Origin of the sequence: Endobacterium cereale (genome assembly GCF_009617585.1) — a bacterium.
In the GTDB taxonomy this organism is placed as follows: domain Bacteria; phylum Pseudomonadota; class Alphaproteobacteria; order Rhizobiales; family Rhizobiaceae; genus Neorhizobium; species Neorhizobium cereale.
The window spans coordinates 636686-660877 of sequence record NZ_WIXI01000022.1 but is presented as its reverse complement, the minus strand read 5'-3'; the positions used below and the strand labels follow the sequence as shown (position 1 = coordinate 660877).

Annotated in this window: 20 protein-coding genes and 2 pseudogenes; 9 read left to right on the top strand and 13 right to left on the bottom strand. The window is 60.2% G+C overall.

The genetic code is table 11. The features are described from left to right. Positions 1–25: 25 nt before the first annotated feature. The 5 genes and pseudogenes from GAO09_RS03435 to GAO09_RS03415 form a co-directional block, all read right to left on the bottom strand. Positions 26–3082 carry a hypothetical protein gene (locus GAO09_RS03435; RefSeq protein WP_153352618.1) on the bottom strand — a complete coding sequence of 1019 codons (3057 nt, stop codon included), beginning with the start codon at positions 3080–3082 and terminating at the stop codon, positions 26–28. Positions 3083–3371: 289 nt separating this feature from the next. After that, the gene (locus GAO09_RS03430; protein ID WP_153352617.1) at positions 3372–4010 is read right to left on the bottom strand and encodes an aspartate/glutamate racemase family protein; all 639 of its coding nucleotides are present in this window, start codon (positions 4008–4010) and stop codon (positions 3372–3374) included. Next, entirely contained in the window at positions 4007–4780 is a 774-nt protein-coding gene (locus tag GAO09_RS03425) for an aspartate/glutamate racemase family protein (RefSeq protein WP_153352616.1), read from the bottom strand. The genes GAO09_RS03430 and GAO09_RS03425 overlap by 4 nt, the downstream gene beginning before the upstream one ends. 31 nt (positions 4781–4811) lie before the next feature. Beyond that, positions 4812–5426 carry a cysteine hydrolase family protein gene (locus GAO09_RS03420; RefSeq protein WP_153352615.1) on the bottom strand — a complete coding sequence of 205 codons (615 nt, stop codon included), beginning with the start codon at positions 5424–5426 and terminating at the stop codon, positions 4812–4814. Next, positions 5423–7000: pseudogene (locus GAO09_RS03415) on the bottom strand (hydantoinase/oxoprolinase family protein); the annotation flags it as partial. The pseudogene GAO09_RS03415 and the gene GAO09_RS03420, both read right to left, overlap by 4 nt. A gap of 6 nt (positions 7001–7006) precedes the next feature. Between GAO09_RS03415 and GAO09_RS29850 the strand changes: the two are divergent. Beyond that, positions 7007–7810, top strand: a pseudogene (locus tag GAO09_RS29850) (FAD-dependent oxidoreductase); the annotation flags it as partial. A gap of 16 nt (positions 7811–7826) precedes the next feature. Here the strand turns inward: GAO09_RS29850 and GAO09_RS30305 are convergent. Together GAO09_RS30305 and purU are read right to left on the bottom strand one after the other, a co-directional pair. Further along, positions 7827–9377: a sensor histidine kinase gene (locus tag GAO09_RS30305; protein WP_153352613.1), complete on the bottom strand. Its 1551-nt coding sequence runs from the start codon at positions 9375–9377 to the stop codon at positions 7827–7829. A 210-nt stretch (positions 9378–9587) separates the two neighbouring features. Continuing rightward, the gene (gene purU / locus GAO09_RS03400) at positions 9588–10472 is read right to left on the bottom strand and encodes a formyltetrahydrofolate deformylase (RefSeq protein ID WP_153352612.1); all 885 of its coding nucleotides are present in this window, start codon (positions 10470–10472) and stop codon (positions 9588–9590) included. A gap of 349 nt (positions 10473–10821) precedes the next feature. On the opposite strand from purU, the gene GAO09_RS03395 reads away from it, so the two are divergent. Beyond that, positions 10822–11754, top strand: coding sequence for a glutaminase (locus GAO09_RS03395; RefSeq protein WP_153352611.1), 933 nt, complete (start codon positions 10822–10824; stop codon positions 11752–11754). Between the two features lie 105 nt (positions 11755–11859). Here GAO09_RS03395 and GAO09_RS03390 read toward each other — a convergent pair whose 3' ends face one another. Continuing rightward, positions 11860–12243, bottom strand: coding sequence for a hypothetical protein (locus tag GAO09_RS03390; protein ID WP_153352610.1), 384 nt, complete (start codon positions 12241–12243; stop codon positions 11860–11862). An 88-nt stretch (positions 12244–12331) separates the two neighbouring features. Further along, positions 12332–13087 carry an HpcH/HpaI aldolase family protein gene (locus GAO09_RS03385; RefSeq protein ID WP_153352609.1) on the bottom strand — a complete coding sequence of 252 codons (756 nt, stop codon included), beginning with the start codon at positions 13085–13087 and terminating at the stop codon, positions 12332–12334. A gap of 216 nt (positions 13088–13303) precedes the next feature. Here GAO09_RS03385 and GAO09_RS03380 point away from each other — a divergent pair, with 216 nt between their 5' ends. The 5 genes from GAO09_RS03380 (at position 13304) to GAO09_RS03360 (ending at position 17948) form a co-directional block, all read left to right on the top strand. Continuing rightward, a complete protein-coding gene (locus GAO09_RS03380) occupies positions 13304–13804 on the top strand; it encodes a flavin reductase (RefSeq protein WP_235937891.1) in 501 nt (166 codons plus the stop codon). 106 nt (positions 13805–13910) lie between these two features. After that, entirely contained in the window at positions 13911–14885 is a 975-nt protein-coding gene (locus GAO09_RS03375) for a threonine ammonia-lyase (RefSeq protein ID WP_153352607.1), read from the top strand. Between the two features lie 273 nt (positions 14886–15158). Then, complete coding sequence (locus GAO09_RS03370; RefSeq protein WP_153352606.1) at positions 15159–17393, top strand: methyl-accepting chemotaxis protein; 2235 nt, start codon at positions 15159–15161, stop codon at positions 17391–17393. Positions 17394–17532: 139 nt separating this feature from the next. Then, a complete protein-coding gene (locus tag GAO09_RS03365; protein ID WP_153352605.1) occupies positions 17533–17712 on the top strand; it encodes a hypothetical protein in 180 nt (59 codons plus the stop codon). A 23-nt stretch (positions 17713–17735) separates the two neighbouring features. Continuing rightward, positions 17736–17948 (top strand): hypothetical protein, encoded by a 213-nt coding sequence (locus GAO09_RS03360; protein WP_153352604.1) that lies wholly within the window; start codon positions 17736–17738, stop codon positions 17946–17948. 71 nt (positions 17949–18019) lie between these two features. Here GAO09_RS03360 and GAO09_RS03355 read toward each other — a convergent pair whose 3' ends face one another. The 3 genes from GAO09_RS03355 to GAO09_RS03345 are packed head-to-tail and all read right to left on the bottom strand — an operon-like array spanning position 18020 to position 21346. Beyond that, on the bottom strand, positions 18020–19084 hold the full coding sequence (locus GAO09_RS03355) for an HlyD family secretion protein (protein WP_153352603.1): 1065 nt from the start codon (positions 19082–19084) through the stop codon (positions 18020–18022). Positions 19085–19119: 35 nt separating this feature from the next. Further along, on the bottom strand, positions 19120–20904 hold the full coding sequence (locus GAO09_RS03350) for an efflux MFS transporter permease (protein ID WP_235937890.1): 1785 nt from the start codon (positions 20902–20904) through the stop codon (positions 19120–19122). After that, positions 20891–21346 (bottom strand): MarR family winged helix-turn-helix transcriptional regulator, encoded by a 456-nt coding sequence (locus GAO09_RS03345; protein ID WP_153352602.1) that lies wholly within the window; start codon positions 21344–21346, stop codon positions 20891–20893. The genes GAO09_RS03350 and GAO09_RS03345 overlap by 14 nt, the downstream gene beginning before the upstream one ends. 352 nt (positions 21347–21698) lie before the next feature. Here GAO09_RS03345 and GAO09_RS03340 point away from each other — a divergent pair, with 352 nt between their 5' ends. Then, positions 21699–22703 (top strand): acyl-CoA desaturase, encoded by a 1005-nt coding sequence (locus tag GAO09_RS03340; protein ID WP_235937889.1) that lies wholly within the window; start codon positions 21699–21701, stop codon positions 22701–22703. Positions 22704–23084: 381 nt separating this feature from the next. After that, positions 23085–23345 (top strand): hypothetical protein, encoded by a 261-nt coding sequence (locus tag GAO09_RS03335; RefSeq protein WP_153352601.1) that lies wholly within the window; start codon positions 23085–23087, stop codon positions 23343–23345. A gap of 28 nt (positions 23346–23373) precedes the next feature. Here the strand turns inward: GAO09_RS03335 and pflA are convergent, their stop codons facing one another. Then, positions 23374–24165 carry a pyruvate formate-lyase-activating protein gene (gene pflA / locus GAO09_RS03330; protein WP_153352600.1) on the bottom strand — a complete coding sequence of 264 codons (792 nt, stop codon included), beginning with the start codon at positions 24163–24165 and terminating at the stop codon, positions 23374–23376. Positions 24166–24192 lie beyond the last annotated feature (27 nt).

Sequence of the window (24192 nt, the reverse complement as noted above, 5' to 3'; positions counted from 1 at the left end):
CTGTGCAACCTTCGAATTGGCGTGATCAGAGGGTTTTCAGAAATGACTTCAGCTGCGTCTTTTCATCATCGCTTAGCGTTTCAGCGAACCAGTGACCGCGGTCGAGTACGAAATCCGGAGATTTGCTCGCCCGCATCAGCGGTATCGCTGCCTCGTCACGGAAAGCATTCCAGGCCGCGTCGCCGGTCAGGTTGTCCTTGCTCACCCGCAGGATGCCGCGAACCAGGCCGAACACGGCGTTCGACATCACCGGCAGCGATGCCTGTGGGTTCATGTTCATCAGCAGATTGACCGGCGTTCCCTGCGGCACGGGGCCAACCCGCAGATTGCCGGATTTGCCGTCGACAAAATTGCCGGCGAGGTGTGCGGTATAAAGACTGCCAATGGCCAGCAGCACGAACACGATGCGTCCGACCAGTCGCCAGGGCAGCGCAAACCACAACAGCAGAGCAATCACCGTCGCAGCGATGGGCAGAAGCCAGAGTGCCGGATAGATCGTATCCATACCGCTGACGCGCAGCAGGGCCGCGGTGATCACCGCCACCAGCGCGAAAACGAAACCCGCATGCCGGGTTTGTCCGAACAGTGCAAAGGCGATGAAGACGACGGCCAGCGCCACCCAGAGGCCGCAGGTGAGAAAGGACACCAGTGTTGGCCCGACGACGCCTGTCAGCAGCGGCTTGATGAAGCCCGGCGCAAAATCGATATAGCTGGCCACGGTGGTGCGGTAGATGAAACCGGCATCGCCGTTGGCAACTGTGATTGCCGGATCATTCCGCAGATCTCCGGGCAGGCGAAAAGTGCTGGACTGGCGTTTTTCCGGCCAGAGGATCTTGTCGATCCCGTCATCGAAGGCTTCCAGGCGGCCCTTGATCGAAGGATCGTGCGTGTATTTTCCGAGCGCGTTGTTGTGCAGGTAAGGCGCCGTCGCCCACAGGCTGATCAGCGAGGCCGGGCGATAATAACCGGGGCCGTTGGCCGGGGCGGTAAAGCTGTCATTATTGCCCCAATGGTCTGTCTGCTTGCCGGAAAAAGGGTTGAAGAAATGGATGTTACCAACCGAGGGCAGCATCTTGTAGGTTTCCGAGGAAAAATTGTCCCACATCTGCCCGCGCATGGCATTGGTGCCCATGGCGCGGCCGGAATTGGTGCCGACAAGGGTGATCGGAATGCGGATTTCGTTGGCAAGGAAATTGCCCTTGATGAATGCATCACCATCCGCAGCCGGCTCGCCGGCCAGCGCCGCGATCTGGCGTACATATTCGCCATAGGCCTGCGTCTTCAAAAATCCCGGCCAATCGGCGAAATCCATCGGCAGGCTGAGCGCCGGCGGTGCGCCTTCTGCCAGAGTTTTCGAAACCTTGTCGCCGCGAGAAAATTGCAGGTCGAAACCGGTCGGCTGCTTGCTGGAGTGACAGATAGCGCATTTCTCAACAAAGACGCCGCGGCCTTTCAGCGCTTCCGCCTTTTCCATCTCGATGATCGGCTTGCCTTCGGCCGTATCACCCAGCAGCATCGGGCGCGTCACGCTCTCGCCGCGGCTTGGGCTCGGATAGGTGAAGAAGGCAGCGAGGTACGGGATGCGATATTTGTCGGTGGCACGCCAATAGACGGAGTTTTTCAGATTGGTCGCCACCGCGAAGGGCCGTTGCGGGCGAAAGCCGATGACGGTGTTGTGCAGGCGTTTCCACTCTTCCGAATAGGCACCGATATTGAGATAGACGCGTGACAAGGCCCCGAAAACACCGACACTGTCGGCGCCATCCAGCAACACGCGCGGCGTGTGGCGCGGATTGGTGCCCTGTGTCGGATCTTCGATCTGCGGGATCAGCAGGTTGGACGCGTTCTGCTCCTCCGGCGCGTTGGTCGCGGCACGGGCGAGACGGGCCGGCAGGTCGAAGATCGCGGTAATCGTGTTGGCATTGTTGATCTGGTCGGTGCTGACCAGCGACGTGTCAATCGTTCCGGGCTGCTGGCTGGCGAGGAACTGGTAGATGAAACTGTCCTTGCCCTGCAGGTTGGTGAATGTGGTGGCCGGATCCCAATATTGTCCGCCGATCGTGCTGGAGAGGTTTTTCCAGTCCGGCTTTTCCGGATTTGCGGGCGGAAACAGCGGGTGCGGCGAAACATGGCAGAAGCCGCAGGACATGCTGACACGGAAGGGCCGCACCAGTTTCGGGTCCTTGCTCACCCATTTGTCGGGCTCGTAATAGGCGTCGTCATTGGGCGCGACAACCTTTGCCTGCCAATATTTCCGGGCTTCCTCGGCCGCTTTCGTATCGCCGAAAAAGTCCGGATTGAGGAACAGGCGCAAGCCCAGAATGCCGCTCGGATAACCGTAGATCGCCGGATCAAGCCCGTCATCCGGAAGCTTTGACAAAACATCCTTGTAAAGCTTGTTGTCGCCGACCGGGAAAAGCTGCTGGACGGGGCGAGACGGATCGGCAGAACCGGTGCCCGGCAAACGCACATTTGCTCCCGCCTGGTCGATATAGAGGCCGAGAATGCGTTTTTCGCGATCGCCCTGCGTTTCGAGACCGGGTTGGTTTATGAGGCCACTTCGGGCAAAACGGCTGTCGCGCTTGCGTGAATCGAGCAGAACGAGAAAGTCCGTCAGGCCATAACCGTGCTGCTGCACCCAGTTCCAGAAAATCTCGTTGCCTTCACCCCAGAACATCCACGTATTCTTGCCGCGAATGGCATTATGTGCCGTCGGGCTGCTGTCGTAATCGAACGGTTGCGGAGCGCCGTCGGGGCCCGGAAGGCTGTCGAGATCGAGCAGGACATTGCGCCCTTCGGCCGGAAACTGGTTCTCATTGCGCTTGAGAACGGGGGTGCCAGCCTCGGTCATACCGCTTTGCGCCTCGTCTTCGGGCGCGTCGATATCGAGCTGGTTCGGGTGGGCATTCCAGCCGGGCGTCAGTCCTGGCTGCAGGGATGCCGACGGATAATCGTCCGGTCCGCCGAAGGCCGCCGCTGCCGGCAGCAAAAGCAAGCCGGCAAGGACAAGACAGTGCAACCGGCGCGCCTTCCGATGGCGCGGTAGGACGGATGGCATCATGGTTTCAGGCAGACCAGCCACGATCGTTCCCCCTCTTGTTGAAATGCCCGGGCGCACCCGCTCTCCCCACATGTGAGCGGACGCCATGCAATGCGATGCGATGCAATTAAAGGCTTGAAACGTCGAGAGGCCCTGATCCAGGTTCAGAGCTGTAGATCTATGGATGCAACCATAGATGACAATGTATCTTAAATTGATTTTGGTTTGGCAAGTGCCAAATTTCAACTTATGAGAGATTTGTTAAATTCATCTCGCCTTCGTTTCAAGGCGAGGCAATTTGCCGGGCAAGCGGTATCAGGGGAGGGCAAGGTCAGGCCGAGAGTGCCTTGATCAGGTCGGCCTTGCGAACCTGCGGCTCGGGATAAGCGTGGCGGCTATGCGTCAGGCTAAGGCCGATCAGGCTTTCCGCGATTTTCAGGCAAACAGCAACCGGATCAATCACCGTCGATCCCGCCTGTTTCACAAGCTGCCGCGCATTGCCGGCAAGGATAAGAACCTCCCGCGATGCCTCGTTGCCCATATCCGCTCCGGCCAGATCAACGCCCTCGCAGCGGCCATCGAGCCCATAATCGTGAACAAGCTTTTTCGCCCGCGTCAGGTCGCGGTCTGTCGCGAGAACGGAAAAACGCTCGGCCAAAGTCAGCGAATACAACATCGAGGTTCGACCGGCCGTGACAACGGGTACGGCCAGCACGGAACGCAGTGCGCCGGCACCATAATCGCCGAAATCGGCGAGGCAAACGGCCTGAAAACCTTCGGCCTCGGCGTTCTGCCCGGCCGCCAGAATTGCGAGATCTGCCAGCGCCCAGTCATGTGCGCCGATCGGTGGGCAGGATGGATAGATGACGCGGCGATGTTCGACCTGTGTGTCGGCGTCCAGCACATCCGCAGTCACGACGTCATCCGGCAGATCGAGATCAGCGGGCGAAAGAAGAAGGATACGAGTCATCTCGAAACTCCGGCAAGGCGTGCTGCGATATCGCCCATGGCGGCCAGTTTTTCCGTCGCGATATGCGAGGGGGCGGGATAGGAGCTGCGGCCATGGCTGAGCTTCAGCTTGATGGCGGCATCGGCCAGCCGATAGGTCAGCGGGCCGGGATTGATGATCGGCACCGGCAGGCGTTCGGCCAGATAGGCATGCGCCTCATGCATCGTGGTCGAACCGAGGATGATCACATCGGCGCCATCCACCTGCACGCATTTCATCGCCGCCTCGTAAAGCGCCGGAAAAAATTCCTCTTCCTTGCCGGCCAGCAGGCTCTGATTGTTGGACTGCAACCCGGCGGATCGCAGCGAGGCGCATTTGTGGCTCAGGCCAAGTTCCGCCAGCGTCTTGGTGTAAAGATGCCGCCAGCGGTCCCACATGGCGAGGATGGAGAATTTTTCGCCCAGCATCAGCGCCGTCAGCATGGCGTGCCGGCCGGGGCCGATGACCGGGATATCGAGAACGGAGCGCAGGGCCGACATGCCGCTGTCGCTCATCGTGTCGATGCAGACGGCATCATAGCCATCCGCTTGCGCCTGTAACCCCGCTTGCAGAATGCCGATATCCGCGAGAACCGAATCCTGCTGGCTGACATAGTTGGCGGGTGCGATGCGCACCGGCTTGAAGTCGAAATCGATGCCGTCGCCGAGGCGCACTGCATTCAGCGGCGCCCGGCGTTTGGAAAGATTGTCGTCATCCATCGGAAAAGGGACGATCACCAGAACCTTGGCCATACTCTTCTCCTCCCATCGTCGTCTGGGCGTGTTATTGCGCGAAAAGTTCGGCGCAGATCGTTTCGATCGTCGCGACACGGGCGACCGGTTTTAACGCCTCGATCGCCGTGTCATGCGCGAACGGCGAAAAGGCCGCGTAGCCGTCGGACAGCACGGTCGTATCGAAATCGCGCACATGCGCATCCCGCACGGTGGAGGCCACACCGCCATTGGTGACGATGCCACCGACGATCAGGCGCTCGATGCCGCATTTCTTCAAAACCCATTCCAGCCGGGTCATGTAGAAGGAGGAATAGGCGACTTTCTCTACCACCAGATCGGCGGGGCCGAGGCTGTCGACCAGTGCATTGCCCCAGCTGCCTGGCGCGAAATCGTCCTTGCCGAGAAAGGGGCGTAGTTCCTTCAGGTGGGGTGAAATGATCGGCTCGCCGCCCTTGGCCGGCACCAGCGTGAACTGGGCCGAGATGATCCAGCCGCCCTTGTCGCGCAAAACGTCTACCAACGGCTTGATCCGCTCCGGCAGGGCGGCAATCTCCGCAGCACCCTGACCGGCGCGGCCATAGGCGCCGTTCGGGGCCAGGAAATCATTGGTGAGATCGACCATGATCAGGCCGGTCTTTTCAACGGGGGTCGGATGGCCGCTCATGGCTTGCGCTCCATGATGACATTGCCGAATTCATCGACACGGGCGCTAAGATCCGGATCGACCAGCACGGTCGCATCCGGCTGTTCAAGAATGGCCGGACCGTCGATGACAGCACCCACCGGCAGGTCCAGACGGGCATAGATGATCGTGTCGTGCCATGAGCCGTCGAACCACACTTGCCTGTTGCCGAGTTTTGCCTGTTCCACCGTCGTGCCTGGCTCGGGTGCCAGCGCGGCGAGGCTGAAATGCGGGCGACGGCCGATGGCGGAGGTGCGCAGGTTGACGATTTTCGCCTGCAATCCCGGCAGAAGACGGCTGAAGGAGGCCTGATAGGCGGCATCGAACGCCGCCTGCACGATGTCGCGGGTGACACCGGTCGAGCCGTGTTCGATCGTCAGCGGCAAAGGCACGGCCACTGTGTGGGTCTGGCCGAGATAATGCATGTCGAGTTCGAAGACGAGATCGATGCGGTCGATCGGCAGACCGGCTTCCTCGACGATTGTTCGGGCGGCTTCAGCTTCCTCCACCATGCGGCGGTCGAGCATGTCGGTATCGAGAGCCTCGACCGTCAGGTTCACCGTTTGCACCTGATCATGGCGGATATCGGCGATGACGCAGCCGAGCGCCGAGGTGACGCCGGGATAGCGCGGCACCAGTGCTGCCTGCAGACCGACATCCTTGATGAGAGCGCCGGCATGCAGCGCGCCGCCGCCGCCGAAGGGCACGGCGACAAACTTTGCCGGGTCGTGTCCGCGTTCGATGGAAACAAGACGAATGGCGCCGGCCATGCGCCCATCGGCGATTTTGACGATCGCTTCGGCCGCTTCCATGACGCCGAGGCCGCAGGGTTTTGCCACATGCTCCTCGATCGCCTTTTTCGCGGCCTCCACATCCAGCCGCGCCAGCTTGCCGCCGATCGGTCGTTCGGCATTGATGCGGCCGAGAACGATACTGGCGTCCGTCAGCGTCGGGCGGGTATTGCCCTGACCGTAGGCCACCGGGCCGGGGCGCGAGCCGGCACTTTCCGGGCCGACCTGCAACAGGCCGCCGGCAATCGACATGGGCGATCGAACCGCCGCCGGCGCCGATCGTGGTGATCTCGATCATCGGCGTGCGGATGACGAGGCCGAAATCGATCGTCGTCTGTGCCGCAAGCGCGGTTTCGCCCTCAACCACCAGCGAAACGTCGAAGGACGTGCCGCCGAGATCGCCGGTGATGATGTTGGGGAAACCGGCGGCCTTGGAAATGGCTGCAGCGGCAATGACACCCGCTGCCGGGCCTGAAAGGCGGTGCGCACCGGCAGGCGTCGGGCTGTTTCGGCCGACATCACCCCTCCATTCGACTGCACGATGTGGAAACGCCCGCCAAAAGCTTCGCTTTTCAAGGCATCGCTCAGCTTGCGCAGATAACCGCCGACAACCGGCTGCAGATAGGCGTTGAGCGCGGTCGTTGAGGTACGTTCGAATTCGCGGATTTCCGGCAGGATCTGCGAGGAACAGGCGACATTGCCGTTCGGCCAGACGGATTGGGCGGCTTCAAGCGCCAGCATCTCGTTTTCAGAATTGGCATAGGCGATAATCTCATCCTCGCCTGCAATGGTTATGGCGGCAACAAGGATCTGGTTCGCCAGCATATTTCCTCCCTCTCGGATGCGCTCTATTTCGGTCATCCGGGCAATCAGGGGGATGCGCTTCTGTGGGGTGAAGCGCTCGGCGCCGCCAGCCGGCACCTGAACGGCCATCAGGGGCATGGGTCCGTTGCGCATCGAGCCGGTATCCTGATCTCCTGGGCCACGGTCACCGAACGCGGTTTTCAGGTGAATGCCGAAGGCAGGCGTTTCAGCAACGAGGCGCGCGGTTATTTGGAACAGGCTGCAGAAATTCTACGCCAGCCAAACGCGATTGCCTGGACGGTGTTCGACGAACGCATCGCCGGCATCGTCCGCCAGTTCGAGGATTTTCGCCGGGCCGAGGCCATGGGCGTGGTGCTCACCGTCGATAGTGTCGATGAACTCGCCAGATTGATGGGCATCCCGGCCGACGCGCTCACCAAAACCTTCGCGGAAATCGAAACGGCCGCTGCCAAAGGCGGCAGCGATGCTTTCGGCCGCGCATTTTCACCCGCGCAAAAACTCCAGCCGCCATACCGGGCCGTAAAAGTCACCGGCGCACTGTTTCACACGCAGGGCGGCCTTGCAGTGGATCGAACCGCCGCCGTGCTGGCTGGCACGGGAAAGCCGCTGCCCAATCTTTATGCCGCCGGTGGCGCAGCCTGCGGCGTGTCCGGAAACGAGGCTTCGGGATATCTGTCCGGCAATGGACTGCTGACGGCAATCGGTCTCGGTTACATCGCCCGAAAAAGTGCTGCCGGACAGGGAAGCTAACGGCTGAGAGATCGCATCACAGCGATTGCGGCGCGGTCATTTCGAAGACAGCACCGTTATCGTTGCGAAGCGTATGCCGCCCGCGCAGCTGTTTGACAAAGCTGCCGATCAGCTTGCTGCCCATGCCGACGCGGCGTTCCACCTCGTCGACAAGGCCGGGGCCGTCATCGCGGATGCTGAGGGCGAACTCGTCACCCTGTTCTTTCAGCGAAACGGTCAATCGGCCCGACGGTCGGCCGGCAAAGGCATATTTGAATGCGTTCGACACCACTTCGTTGACGATCATGCCGATCGGCAGCGCCTGCTCGCGATCGACGGTTACCGCCTGCAGGTCAAGATCCAGCGTCACCGGCGTATCATAGGCCGAGGCCACGTCGCGGATCAGCTTTTCGGCGTAGGCCGCCACATCCACCCGCTCATACTGGTCGCGCTGATAGATCTGTTCGTGCACGGCAATCATCGCGCCGACGCGGCGTGTCATGTCGTTGCGCGCCTCCTGCGGCAGGGGCTGCAGCCGCACCAGCGCCAGCACGGCCTGAAGATTGTTTTTCACGCGGTGGTGGATTTCCCGCAGCAGAAAACGGTTGCGCTCGAGCGCCTGCTCAAGCTCTTCGTTGCGAGCGGCATACCGATAAAGCAGCCGGGTAATCCACAGCGATGCCAGAACCAGCACCACCATCAGCGGTATTGCAAACAGCGCATCGGACCAGACGTTGCTCCAGAACTGGTCGAGCACTTCCTGCCGGTCGATGGCGGCGAGCGAAATCAGCGGCCAGCCGGTGACTTTCCAGAAACCGACAATGCGCGAACGTCCGTCGATCGGCGAGACCGGACTGTGATAGACGCCGGAATCCGCTGTGCGCGTCATCGGATACCATTCGGTGGTGCTCAGATCGACCGACTTTTCGGAAACCGGGCGGCGTGCCACCAGCCAGCCATCGTCGCGCACGGCAGAAACCGTCGAATGTGGGCCCAGCCCCATCGATGCCCAGAAGCGGTCCATTGTTTCGTTCGGTATGGCGATCGTCGCAACGCCCCGGAACTCCGCATTGCGGGTGATGCGGCGGGCGATCATGAAGGCCGGTTTGGAGGTGCGCTCGTCTTCGAACAGGCGCGAGATCGCGATCGGCTCTCCATCACGCAGGCGCTGGAAATAACCACGGTCGCCGTGATTGAGCGGTGCCGCATTCGGAATGCTGGAAAAGCGTTGCAGCCCGCTGGCATCGAAAACGGAATATTCGAAGCCGGATGGCAGATCGCCCACCGCCTCGGCGATATTGGCCAGTGTGTTTTCCGGGCTGTCGATGGGTTTGTCGCCAAGTGCGGAATCGACGCGACGCAGCGCCTGATTGCTCGCCTCCATCATCCATTCCACATGGGCGGCCACCACATGGGCGGAGGATCTGGCGCGTGCTTCGCCGGCAGCCAGCGAGCTCTTGTAGTTCTCCAGCAGAATGAGGCCGGTCACCGTAATGATGGCCACCAGAAAAATGCCCGTCAGCCACAGAGGCAGCGTCGGCATGGCGCGTAACAAACGCGGCGATGCGGGCATTGATTCGTCAGACACGACCGGTTTTCCCTCTCTGGTCACGCAGTCGTATCACGTCGGTGCGCAGGACAAAACGCCTATCCATTCAATGCTTAACCAAATTTTAACCGCCGGAATCAAACGGCCATGCAATCTGTAATTGCATGGCCTCCAGGTGCTATCCATAGTGAATTCAGGTGGGAAATACGAGTACTTTCCAATAAATGCTCATATTCCGGGTGTGGCTATTCAGCCCATGCGCTCCGATGCATAGCTGCCCGGGCTCGGCGGGAAGACGATCGTGCGGTTGCCGTTGATGAACACGCGGTGATGGATATGTGCATGGATGGCACGGGCGAGAACCTGCGCTTCCACGTCACGCCCCAGCGAAACATAATCTTCCGGGCTCTGCGTATGTGTCACGCGGACCGTGTCCTGTTCGATGATCGGGCCTTCGTCGAGATCCGCCGTCACGTAATGCGCGGTGGCGCCGATCAGTTTCACGCCGCGCTGGTAAGCCTGCTTGTAAGGATTGGCGCCCTTGAAGCTCGGCAGGAAGGAGTGGTGGATGTTGATGATCCGTCCCGACATCTTCTTGCACAGCGCATCGGACAAAACCTGCATGTAGCGGGCAAGCACCACCAGTTCGGTGCCGGAGTTTTCGACGACCTCAAGCAGCTGGGCTTCTGCCTGCGGCTTGTTTTCCTTCGTCACCTTGATGTGGTGGAAAGGAATGTCGTGGTTGACCACCAGTTTCTGGTAATCGAAATGGTTGGAGACCACGCCGACGATATCGATCGGCAGCGCACCGATCTTCGAGCGATAGAGCAGGTCGTTCAGGCAATGACCGAAACGCGACACCATCAGCAGCACTTTCATGCGCTCGGCGGCGTCAAAGATTTCGGCTTCCATCGCGAATTTTTCAGCGATCGGCGCAAAACCATCCAGCAGGGCCTGTCGATCGACGCCTTCTTCGGAAATGAAGCTGACGCGCATGAAAAAACGCTTCGCATCCAGGTCGTCGAACTGGGATGAATCGACGATGTTGCAGCCCTTGTCCGCCAGATAGCCGGAAATCGCCGCAACGATGCCGCGGCTGGTGGGGCAGGACACGGTCAGGACGTAGCTGCTCATGATCAATTCCTCGTTCGCTGGGTGCGCAAGATGCTGCGCTGCACCCGGTCTATGTTGGCGGCGGACCATATCGATGGCCCTGCCGGAATGGAAACAGGTTTTTTCACCCTGCAGCGAATTTTGTCGTCAGTGCATTGCCTGCGCGTCCCGACGCCTGACGAATGTAAGACCGTTGCGCAGTGACACAGTTCTCAAAACGTCCTGCAAATGCGCAAACCCGGCACATCAGGCGCGCTCTGCGTGCTGACTGCGTGGGAGCGGTTGCACAACGGTCGGCATTTAGACAATAACGGCTTCATAAGGCTCGGCTGATATCTGCGGCACGGGCAAACAAAAGGGGAAGCGTTTCATGGCAGATCTGCAGGCGATCCTGGATGATATCCACGCGGAGCTAGGCCCGCGTCTGGGCGAAGGCAAGGTTGCCGATTACATTCCCCAGCTCGCCCATGTTGACCCCAAGAAATTCGGCATGTCGCTGATCACCGTCGACGGCGCCGAGCACAAGGTTGGCGATTGCGACGAGCCGTTTTCCATCCAGAGTATTTCAAAAGTTTTCACGCTGACCATGGCGCTTGGCAAGCATGGCGAAACGACATGGAACCGCGTCGGCCGCGAGCCCTCCGGTTCGGCCTTCAACTCCATCGTCCAGCTGGAAAACGAAGGTGGCAAACCGCGCAATCCCTTCATCAATGCCGGCGCCATCGCCGTCAGCGATCTCGTGCTGGCCGGTCATACGCCGCGCGAGGCGATCGGCGAAATCGTCCGCTTCGTGCGCTATCTGGCCGATGACGAAACCATCGTCATCGATCCGTCTGTGGCGAAGTCGGAAGAGGCGACCGGATTCCGAAATGCAGCCCTTGCCAATTTCATGCGTGCCTTCGGAAAACTCACGCATCCGGTCGAGCACGTGCTCGGCGTTTATTTCCACCACTGCGCACTTGCCATGACCTGCACGCAGCTCGCCCATGCCGGCCTGTTTCTGGCGGCCGGCGGCAGCAATCCGCTGACCGGCCATTCGGTGGTCTCCAGCCAACGCGCGCGCCGCATCAATGCGCTGATGCTGACCTGCGGCCACTATGACGGCTCCGGCGAATTCGCCTACCGCGTCGGTTTGCCGGGCAAGAGTGGTGTCGGCGGCGGCATTCTCGCGGTCGCCCCCGGCAAGGCGGCCGTCACCGTCTGGTCGCCGGGCCTCAATCACAACGGCAATTCGCTGCTCGGTTCACTGGCGCTGGAAATGTTTGCAGCGCGCACCGGCTGGTCCGTGTTCGGTCCGGCTTAAGCCGGGTGATGGGGCATATTCATGATGATCTGTGAACCGATCTCTTGGGAAGGAATTTGACATGCTCCGCAACGAAGTGTGCGGCGAAGAGTGGGCCGTCCTGTTTTATTTAACCTGTATGGATGGTGGGACATCCCTGCCTTTGAAAAATTCATCATAGACGCGATTAAAGAGGTAGTTAAGCGCGCCTTTATCCTCTGGCAGACCGAAAAGGTAGGCTGCTGCTGCATTCAATTCATCAACGTCTTCAATGTCGGGTGGATTGGCAATCAAGAATTCAAGAGATAATTTGAATCTTTCGAAAGATGTTTGATTAAGAAAAATTACGGTCGGGACGATGAACATCTCGATTATTTTGTCGGCAATCGCAAAGCTGTCATTGCTTTTTTCAAATTCTTGAAAAAATTTATATACATAATCTTCTTCATATTCGCTTAATGCTGTAACATACATTCCGCTATGGGCGCAATATGCTTCTCGCTTGTCCATTTTTTACTCCAAGTCTATTTCCAAATCGGCGCCTCATTGTTCTATGGTAGTGCTCCGATCAAATTCCCATGGCGGTCTCAATTCGAGCTCAAGCCTTCCTGCCCGTCTCCATGCCCGCGGCAATACCGGCGCCGAGATAACGCGTATCGCTGCCCAGAATGAAAAAGGTCATGCCGGCATCCGCCCATTTGCCGACATCCACCGTGTTCGGGCGAAAAATGCCGGCGACCTTGCCGGCCTTGCGGGTCGCCTTGGCAATGGTGACGATTGCCGCATCCAGCCGCTCGGCGTCTGCCGGCGTGGTTGCACCCAGCGATGCGGCGAGATCCGACGGGCCGACAAAGATCACGTCGATGCCATCGACGGCGACGATCTCGTCGATGTTTTCCAGCCCTTCCGCCGTTTCCACCTGAATGGCCAGCACCAGCCGCTCATTGGCGGCGGCCAGATAATCGGGAATGTGATAACCGTAGGATGTCGCGCGCCCCGGCCCCAGACCTCGTTCGCCGATCGGCGGAAACCGCGTCGCCTTCACCGCCGCACGCGCCTGATCGGCATTGGAAATGCGCGGCACCAGAACGCCGGCAGCACCCGCATCCAGCACGGCCGCCGTCCATTCCGAGGCATGGCCTGGCACACGCACCATGGCCGGCACCTGCCGCACGTCAGCGGCGCGGACAAGATCCTCGATGCGCTCGCGGCTGATCTGTGCATGTTCCCAGTCGATGCAGAGGAAGTCGGGCCCGGCCGCCGCCGAAACCTCGATGGCGACGGGATGCGGGATGGCGCAAAAAATGCCGACCAGGCGATCATGTGCAACGCAACGCTTACGAAAATCAGTCATGTTATCCCTCATGTGACATCGGCATCAGCTGCGTCCGCCGTGCCGAAGCAAGTCCGTGAAGGTCGAGTATGCGCAGAACCGCACGCACGACAAGTCGTCTGTCGAGACTGTCCGGACTGCTATTGCGCTTTCCGTCACGGACGGTAGGTATGAGCATCGCGCAAGGTGCCGAATGGCTGGCCGAACGCGGGCATTGGAATGGGATTTGGAGTGGTAATGACACCGCAAGAGGATGCCGAAACCGCAAGACTGGCCTTTCGCGATGCCATGTCGCGTCTGGCGGCCGCCGTACATGTGGTCACCACCGATGGTCCCGCCGGTCGCGCCGGGTTCACCGCCTCTGCGGTTACCAGCGTCACCGACACGCCGCCGACGCTTCTTGTCTGTCTCAACCGGGCAAGTTCGGTTGCCGGCCTGTTCGAGAAAAACAATGTGCTCTGCGTCAGCACCCTGACGGCATCGCAGGAAAACATTTCTCGCGCGTTTGGCGGTTCGACGCCGCAAGAAGAGCGTTTTGCCACTGGCGAATGGATGGTGGGAGATACCGGCGCGCCGGTTCTCAAAAATGCGCTCGTCTCCTTCGATTGCCGTATCGAAAGCGCCGTCGCCAGCGGCACACATCATGTTCTTTTCTGCCAGGTGCTGGGCATGCATACGGGTTCGGATGACGAGGACGCGCTCGTCTATTTCCGCCGCCGTTACCACAGCCTCGGCTGATTTTTTCCCGGCACGCGGGCTTGCCAGCGGTGGCGCAAGCCGCAAGATTGCATGAACGCTGCGTCCGCACCGTATCTTGCCCACGAAATACGCGCCGGGGAATTCCATGACCGATATCGCAATGATCAGAGCCGCCCGTGACCGGATCGGCAACCATGCCCGTCGCACACCGCTCCTGTCCTCTCCGTTTCTCGACGAGATCGCCGGTCGTCGCCTGTTCGTGAAGCCGGAATGCCTGCAGCTCACCGGATCGTTCAAATTTCGTGGCGCATGGTCGGCCATCTCCGCTCTGGATGAGGAGACGCGGACGAGGGGTGTCATCGCCTTTTCCTCCGGCAATCACGCGCAAGGGGTGGCGCTGGCCGCCCGCATGCATGGTGTCCCGGCCGTCATCATCATGCCGGCGGATGCGCCGCGGATGAAGATCGAAAACACCCGCGCCTATGGCGCCGAGGTCGTGCTCTACGATCGCCAGAAGGAGGACCGCGACGCCATCGGCGAGCGTCTTTCCGCCGAGCGCAATCTTACCCTCATCCGCCCTTTCGATGAGCCCTATGTCGTTGCCGGTCAGGGCACGGTGGGGCTGGAAATCGCCGAACAGGCGAAGGAAGCGGGTATCGCCCGCGCCGAGATTCTGGTGCCCTGCGGCGGCGGCGGTCTCACCTCCGGTATCGCGCTGGCGCTGGAGGCAGATGCCCCTGGTTTCCTGGTGCGCCCCTGCGAGCCGCAAGGGTTCGATGATACCGCCCGCTCGCTAGTGTCCGGCCAGATCGAGCGCAACCCCGCCATGGGCGGCTCGATCTGCGACGCCATCCTTACCCCGGCCCCCGGCAATATCACCTTCCCCATCACGTCGCGCCTGTGCGGCTCCGGCCTTGTGGTCAGCGATGATGAAGCGCTGAAGGCCATGGTGCTTGCGTTCACGCGGCTCAAGATCGTTGTCGAGCCGGGCGCTGCCGTGGCGCTGGCCGCCGCGCTGTTCCGCAAGGACGAGGTGAAAGGCGACACGGTGATCGCGGTCACCTCCGGTGGCAATGTCGATGCCGATCTGTTTTCCGAGGCGCTTCGTCGGTTCGGTTGAGAGTGATCTGACCGATCGTCAGCGTCGCAACTATCGATCTTTCGCTCAGGGGCGATGCTTTTGCTCGGTTATTCTTGCGCCGCAAGTAAAAATGCTGCGACGCACAATATAAATTGGCGAAAATCGTCATTCCTCCCCCGAAATCATTAGGGGAAATTTAGTCAATATTGAACATTCATTTTGCAATGCGAGATCGTCACGGTCGCGCAGAGGATTTTGGATCGGCTTGCGCAACGGGGATTGCGTCGCATCGATCCCTTTGGGGGCATTGCAATGAAACTTTCGGTTCGCAACATCCTGGTGACCGTTTTCGCGGTTCTCAGTCTCACGGTCATGGGCCTGATGGGGCAGCAATTGCTGCGCCAGATCGATGCCCAGCGCACGTCCAGCCAGCTGGCGGGCCTCGCCTCGCTGGACAAGGCGCTGTTCGATGCGCTGCTCGGCATGCGCGGCGAGCGCGGCGCCATCAACTCCGCCGTCAAGCTCGAACCGGCCGACATGGCCTCCACCCGAAAGAATATCGACGATGGCCGTCGCGATCTCGATGCCGCCTTCAAGGATGCCAAATCGGTCATCGATACGGTCGAACCGGCAAGCCTGAAGACCAGCCTCGGCCCGGTTCTCGACAATTATGCCAAATGGCTGGATCTGCGCCCGAAAATGGATGCCGCACTGGCCCAGCCGGTCAAGGACCGCGACGCTGGCGTTGGCAAGAGCGCCCTGACACTTGCCGATCAGATGCTGGTCGATCTCGAAAAGGCCTCCTATCAGGTCGAAGCGGTCATCAATGCCCGCGGCCCGGCCATGATCATGTTCACCCAGCTGCGCTCGCTGGCATGGACCTCGCGCACGCAGCTCGGCACCGCCAATTCCTCCATCGTCGGCGCCATCATTTCCAAGCAGCCGCTGTCGGCCGAAAAGCTTGCCGAAGTCGCCGTGCAGGATGCGCGCGTGTTTCTCGCCTGGGACGTCATCTCGCAGATCGTTGCCAGCGACACCACGCCAGTTGCCATCCGTGAGCTCCACAAGGTCGCCCAGAACACGTATTTCTCAGGCGCTTACGCCGAACAGAAGGCCGCTGCCCTCAAGCAGTTCCAGGCCGGTCAGCCCTTTGCCATGAATGTCGATGACTGGCGCAAGCCCGCCGGCCCTGCACAGGCCTCGCTTGCCGATATCGCCTCGGCATCGCTGAAGGAAATGACGGCGATCACCGCCGCCAACAATGCCGCCTCGCTGCAGTCGATCATCGTTTACGGTATTGCCACGCTTTTGGCGCTGGCTTTGTCGATCGTCGGTTTCTCCACCATCATCTTCCGCATTGCCAACCCGATCACGGCGCTGACAGGCGCCATGCGAAAGCTGGCGGCGGGCGATCTCTCGGTTGCCATAACCGGTGCCGCTCGCAAGGACGAGATCGGCGACATGGCGCGTGCCGTCGAGATTTTCCGCGAGGCATCCGTGCATAACCGCGAACTGGAGGCCGAAGCCATCCGCTCGCGCGAACTGGCCGAAGCCGAACGCATCGCCTTCCAGAAACGCGCCGAAAGCGAAGCCGAAACCCGTCTCACGCAGGCAACTTCCGGTCTTGCCACGGGTCTTCGTCGTCTCGCCGCCGGTGATCTTCTCTGCGAAATCGATGAGGTGTTCTCAGAGCAGTTCGAGGCCCTGCGCCACGATTTCAACAGTTCCGTCCGCCATCTGCGCGAAGCGCTGGAAGGTGTCGCGAAATCTGCGCTGACGGTCCGCAGCGGCAGCGGCGAAATTTCGTCTGCATCCGACCAGTTGGCCAAGCGCACCGAACAGCAGGCCGCTTCGCTGGAGGAGACGGCAGCGGCTCTGGAAGAGGTCACCACCAACGTCAAGCAGACGTCTGAGCGTGCCGCCGAAGCCCGCGAAATGGTTCGCCATGCCAGCACCCGTGCCGGCACGTCCAGCTCGGTCGTCGCCAACGCCATCGATGCCATGGGCAAGATTGAGGCGGCGTCCGCCCAGATCGGTCAGATCATCGGCGTCATCAACGATATCGCCTTCCAGACCAACCTGCTTGCGCTCAATGCCGGTGTTGAAGCCGCCCGCGCCGGCGAGGCCGGCAAGGGGTTTGCCGTGGTCGCGCAGGAAGTGCGTGAACTGGCGCAGCGCTCCGCAAACGCAGCGAAGGAAATCAAGACGCTGGTCGGCAATTCGGAAGCCGCGGTGACGCAGGGCGTCACTTTGGTCAACGACACAGGCAACGGCCTGAAGGAGATCGCCGATCTCGTGGCCTCGATCAACCAGCATATGGATGCGATCGCCGTCGGCGCCAAGGAGCAGGCCTCTGGGCTCACCGAGATCAACACCTCCGTCAACCACATGGATCAGGTGACCCAGCAGAACGCTGCGATGGTCGAGGAAATGAACGCCGCCGGTGCCGGTCTGGCGGATGAAAGTGCGCGCCTGTCGTCGTTGCTGTCACGTTTCGAAATGCAGCATGCAGCACCTGCCGGGCAATATGGAAGGCGCGCGGCCTGATCGGCCAAATGGTACCGTGAAACTTGGGAGGGGCCGGGCAGCAATGTCCGGCCCTTTCGTTTTTGGTTGAGAAAATTCGGAACATCGGCCGGCCTCGCCGATTAGACCCTCGTAACGCCCAAGAAGAAGGAGGCCCCTCATGGGTAGCAGACTTCCACCAACACCCGACGAAAACCTCAGCCACAAGGGAGCGGGCGAACAGACCCATTCCGATCTGCGGCATGTCGAGGCCAAGTCCGTGGGTGATCCGGCAAAACAGGGTCAGCAGGGCAATACCAAGGTGAACACCACTCACCAGGGTTACCAGCAGGACCGATAAGCACAATCAGAGAGGAGGTCACGATGAGTACATCGACCAAAACTCCCGCCAGTATCCGACAGGGCGGCCCGGGTTCTTCCAAACAGAACGCCAAGGCGCCGCTGGAGATCAACAAACCGCCGGCCGATGGCGAGGTTCGCACAAAGAGCAAGGTTTCCGGCGGTGGTGGCGAACGCGACAGCCACCATACCCGTGATCCGGCCCGCAAGGGTGGCTCTGCTCACGCCTCACATTGATGGCTGACCTATAAAAAAAGCCCCGCACCAAAAGAAAACTGGTGCGGGGCTTCTTCATGCGCTGCGGTGGATCAGTGTGCGGCGCTCGCCACATCGGTCTCGGCCTGCGCGACATCGATGCTGGCAACGACCGACATGCCGGGAACGAGCTTTTCGTGCAGCGACTGGTTGGCATCGATTGCCACCCGCACCGGCACGCGTTGCGCCACCTTGGTGAAGTTGCCGGTGGCATTGTCGGCCTTGATGATGGTGAATTCCGAGCCGGTGGCCGGCGCAAAACGCTCGATGCGACCGGTAAACGTCTTGTGTCCCAGGGCATCGACGGTAAACGTCACCTTCTGGCCGACAACCATGCCGGCAAGCTGGGTTTCCTTGAAATTGGCGACAACCCAGGTGTGGTCGGGCACAACGGAGGTCAGCTGCGTGCCGGCGGACACATACTGGCCGAGCCGCCCGGAAACCTCTCCCAATGTACCATCCTGCGGCGCCGTGATGCGGGTGTTCTGCAGGTCGATATCGGCCAGTTCCACGGCGGCCTTGGCGCCTTCGACGGTGGCTTCCAGCGAACGGCGGCTGACGATGACGGTGTTGAGGTCCTGTTCGGCCACCTGTTCGGCCGCCTGCGCCTGATGAACAGAGGCGACGGCCTGATTATAGGTGGCGCGGTTCTTTTCCGCTTCGCTCTGGGTGGCGATGTTCTTTTCCAGAAGGGCGGTGGTGCGGTCGTTGGCAAGGCGGGCAGCGTCAAGGGCTGCCTGCGCGCTTTCGACGGCTGCCTTGGCGGACACGATCTTTGCCTCGGCCGTCTTCTGGCTCTGCTGCGAATTGTCCAGCGCTGCTTCCGCCTGCGCTTCGGTTGCCTTCGCCTGTTCCAGCTTTTGCTTGAAAATACGGTCGTCGATGCGGGCGATCAGATCACCGGCCTTGACCTTCTGGTAATCCTGCACCGGTACTTCGACGAGATAGCCGGCCAGCTGCGGGCTGAGCAGCGTCACCTGACCGCGCACATAGGCGTCGTTGGTGGTTTCCACCGAATTGTGGAAGGGCGGCAGCTGCCAGGTATAGAGGATCACCAGAATACCGGCGGCGCCGATGAGAAGGGCCACATAGGTGGCAAGCGAGCGGAAGGCGTTCATTGTCTTGTTCTTCTTGGGTGTGTTGTCTTTGAAAATCAGTTGTTCACGGCCACGGGCGTTTCCCCATCGCGTGGCTTGAACAGCGCATGCCGGTGTCGCCACGCCATGTGCAGACACAGGCAACCGAGTGCGGCGAGCGACATCAGCGAGGTCAGCAGGAAGGCGTCGTTATAAGCCAGCACATAAGCCTGTTGCTGGATCAGCTTCGAGAGCTGATTGGCGCCCTGTATGCTGCGCAGATTGCCGTCCTGCGTCACCTTGGCGAAGGCGGCTCCATATTGCTGCAATCGCGCCGTCAGCATCGGGTCGGTCGGGTTCAGCCGCGAGATAATGCGGAACGAGTGAAACTGTTCGCGCCAGGTCACGAAGGAGCCGAAGAGGGCGCTGCCGAGATAACCGCCCACCTTCTGGGTTGCGAGAAACACCGCCAGAAAGCTGAGGATATAAACGAGGCCGCGCTGAAGCGCCGCTGCAAAACCGACCGCCATGGCCGGCGGCAGGAACATGCCCATGGCAAAACTCACCAGAAACTGGCTGAAATACATCTGTTCCGGCCGGGTCAATACAGTAGACTGGCTGTCCATGTAGCTACCGATCGCCAAAAGCAGCAGCGAAACGGCGTGGATGATCTCCGCCCGCCCCGGCCGCGACAGCCACGCGCAGAAGGCGCCAGCGCCCAGCGAGCCGACCAGGATTACCCAATAAAGCCCCTGCAACTGGTCGTTCAGAAGGCCAAGCTGGCGGAACATGTTGATGGCGCCGCTCGACTGTTCCGAAAGTAGAATGCGGAAGAGAAGCAGAATGCCGGCAAAATGGATGATTTCGCGCGAGGTGATCCAGCGGATATCGATCAGATGGTTGCGACGGTTAAGTTCAATGATGGCACAGATCATGCCGGAGGCAACGCCCACGGCCATCATCCAGCCCAACCACGGTGCTTCCGTCCACCAGTAAAGCCGACCAAGCGTCAGGGCGGCCGCAAAACAGCCCATGCACACGGCAAGGAAGGTGAAGCTGACATAATCCATCCACTGCATCACTTTCATGCGCGGTGGAGACGTCAGCGGCAGGAGATAAATGAAGGCGAGCGAGACGAGCGACAGGCCGAGTTCCAGCATGTTGAGCGTTGCCCAGTCGCCAAGGTCGAACAGGCCGGGCGAGAGCAGGCCCGCCACCGGCGTCGGCAACGCGATTGCCGTCAGTGCCAGGGCCTGGCCGATGCTGAGCTTCTGCTGCGGCGGAAACACCTCGATCATGTAGAGAAAAGCGAGCGACGACAGCGGTGCAGCGGCAGCCCCCGCAAAAAAGCGCAGGATCATCGCCGAGGTGAAATCGTTCGCCCACAGATGCGCGATCGACACCAGCACATAGATCAGAATGGCGATCTCGGCGAAGTTGCGGATGCCGTATTGCATACGGATCTTGAACAGGAACAGGCCAAGGCTGGCATTGGGAAACACATAGGCAGCCATCAGCCATGCGGCCTCGTTGGTGGTGACGCCGAGGGGCCCCGCTACCTGCTGGAGGTTCACGGTCAGGAAGGAAAGGCCAAGCCCCTGTGTCAGCGCCACGATGGTTGAGGCCAGCATGTAGCCAAGCGCGATCAGCGGCGGTTTCCGGATGAAGGCAGCCGGTGCTGCAGGGGCCGGCGTGGGCGCCGGTGTCGGGCCGGCGCGATCGGTTTCGTCCGCGTTGTCCTTTTTTGTCTGCACGGCGCCATCACTTGCAGCCGCAGAGCCGAGCTCGTCGGCACCTGACCGGGATCTAGACATATCGTCGGCGCCATCCATCATGCGGGCAGCCGTTTCACGCGTCGACATGGTGGTCCTCCAGATCGGCAACGCGCCCGGTAATGGTCTGCAAAAGCAGCGTCAGGCCGCGCAGATCATCCTTGTCGATATCGGCGAACACTTCCTGTCGCATCTGGTCGGCAACGCAACGCACCAGCGTTGCCTGTTCCTCGCCATGCGGCGTCAGCGCAATCAGCTTTACGCGCCGGTCGTTGAGGGAGGGGCGACGTTCAATCAGCCCGTTCTCTTCCATCCTGTCCAGCAGGCGCACCATCGTCGCCTGTTCAAGCTCAAGTTCAAAGGCCAGTTCCGCCTGGGCCATGTCCGGCTTTTCTGCCAGCCGCCAGAGCGCGCGGGCACGCGGATAGGTCAGCCCATGCGCCGTCACGCGCTGGTTGAAGGCGGTGCGGATCTTGCGGCTGGCCTTGGTCAACGCTTCAAGGAATTCAGATTGCAGTTCGGAACGTTTCATCTCACAGGCTTATAATTAGCGTACTAATGATATGGGAATATTAGTTAGCACGCCAACTATTGCATTGCAATGAATTGATGGGCGTCATTGTAGTTTGCCTGCCATGCAAAACGGGCAGGGCTGATGGGGCGGAGTTCTCTGATTGTAGCGCCGGACAACTGGGATACGCGGCACGGACCTGAGGCCATTGCCCCAGTAGTCGCTGTAACAGCCGTTCTCCTCTTTTTTAAAACATTCAATTAGTCCATTGCCTAAATATCTAAATCAGTGCAATAAACATTTAGCTTATTGATTAAATGTTTGTCGCTCGCTTTTTTGGATGCTGGGGCGGCACAAAAACCTGGAGGCGACAATGGCAAGCGCGACGAACCAGACCCTGTCCACCGAGCGCATGATCTCCGACCCGGCAAGCAGCGCGGTCGACGGCGAGGTGATCTGGGTGCCTTCGAAATCGATCTGGACCGGCATGATGACGCTGGCCGCAATGGTTCTTGGCCCTTTGACCTTCAGCTGGGATGCCTTCGCGCTGTTTGTGGTCACCACGGCGATCACCATCTGTGCGGGTCATTCCGTCGGTATGCATCGCCTGCTTATTCATCGCTCGTTCCAAACCGGCCGGACGGTCGAATATATTCTCGTCTATCTCGGCACGCTGGTCGGCATGGCGGGCCCGTTCGGCATGATCCACGCTCACGACATCCGTGACTGGGCACAGCGACAGAGCGATTGTCATCCGCTGCATGCGCATCGCCGCTCGTTCTTCGTCGATGCCTGGTGGCAGATGCATTGCGCGGTAAAACTGCGTCATCCGCCTGCCTTCGTTATCGAGAAGACCGTCCGCGATGATCGCTTCTATCAGTTTCTCGAGCGCACATGGATGGCACAGCAATTGCCATGGGCCGTTCTTTTCTTCGCGATCGGTGGCTGGAGCTGGCTGGTCTGGGGCATCGCTGTGCGCGTGTCTGTTTCGCTGACAGGCCATTGGCTGATCGGTCATTTCGCCCATCGCCGCGGTCATCAGGGCTGGAGCGTCAATGGCGTTGCAGTGCAGGGATACAATCTTCCTGCCTTCGGACTGGTCACTTTCGGTGAGGCATTTCACAGCAATCACCATGCGTTTCCGCAATCAGCACGCCTTGGTCTGGAGCGTGGACAGATCGATCTTGGCTGGACCTTCATCCAGGCTCTCATGGCCTTAGGTCTCGCCGACGCGGTAAAGCTTCCAGAAAACACCCAGCCGCGCGACGGGTTGCAGCGCGTACCGGGAGCGACAGCCTATGTGCCGCGGACATGTGCCAGAACGTGCAAGGGCTGCCCGATGTCGGCGCGGCGCACCGGGGCTGGGTCGATACGATAAAGCTCGTGAATGGTACAGGCAGCGCCGGGCGTTCGAATTTGCCCGAGTGCCGTTGCGCTTGCAGCCTATCGGCAACCACGGCATTGACAGCCATGTCCCATGACCGCCATGTCCCATGACCGCACCTGCTTGGGCCTGGTCACAAGCTCTATGTGCTATTTCCTGCTTTGGCCGCATAGGAGACATTCCCGCTCCGTGATCAGGCGCCTCTCTTTCGCTTCGATGGATGGGAAATAGGACCAGGTCCCATAACGGCATCCTTTGCCATGATGCCCCTCGATCCGTGGCCGTTTCGCGCCAATGATGGCAGCATGGAACGGATCCACAGTCACGTCGTCCGCCGCCTTCTTTCGGCCAAAACGTTCCACCTATAAGCGAGGCATGGAATCATTCGACGCTTATATCCCTGAAGATATCTATTCCCTGCTGGTCATGGTGGTGGTTGCACTTGTTGCGATCTGGCTGGTGATGTTCGTGGTCCGAAAGCTGATCGGCATCGCCATCGTGGCGGCGCTGGTGATCGGCGGCTTCATGATCTGGCAGGATCCGACCCTGCTGCGCACGGCGCAGGACACCGCCATCGGCTATTATGACCAATGGCAAAATGGCGCCCCGGCCGGTGATGAACGCGGTCAGTGGTAACGGGCCGGCGATCCGTCTTCCATTTTCCTCACACGACCGTCAGACCTTTGGTCGCAAAAATCGCGCGGGCCTGTGCGACGGATTCCGGCGTCGGTGTCGGGCAATCCTTCAGCGTATATTCGATGCCCAGTTGCTCCCATTTCTGGGTGCCCATCTGGTGGAACGGCAACACTTCCACGCGTTTGACGATATCGCCCAGATCGGCGACGAAATTGGCAAGACGGGCAATGTCTTCCGCGCCATCCGTCCAGCCGGGCACCAGCACGTAACGTAACCACATCGGCTTGTTGAGGCGTTTCAGGCGGTGGGCAAAATCCAGCGTCGGCTGCAGTGGCTGCGCCGTCAGGCGCTTGTAGGTGTCGGGGTCGGAATGCTTGATGTCGAGCATCACCAGATCGACATTGTCGAAAAACGTATCCTCGACATTGCCGTGCAGAAACCCCTGCGTGTCCAGTGCGGTATGCAGGCCGAATTCCTGCTTGATGCGGCGAAACATCTCGCCGACGAAACCGGCCTGCATCAGCGGCTCGCCGCCGGAAATGGTCACGCCGCCAGCAAATTTCAGAAAGCCGGAATAGGGTTTGATCTCGGCGATCACGTCATCGAGCGTGATGCGGCGACCATTGTGCAGTTTCCAGGTGTCGGGGTTGTGGCAATAAAGACAGCGGAACTGGCAGCCCGCCATGAAGAAAACGAAGCGCATGCCCGGTCCATCGACGGCAGCGCCGCTTTCGACGGAGTGCAGGAAGCCGTGGTCGAGTGGCGTGTGGTGGCTGGCGGCAGCCTTGGGCGAACCGTTTGAAATAGGATGGATGTCCATGGTGAGGCTCATGGTTTTATGGCGAAT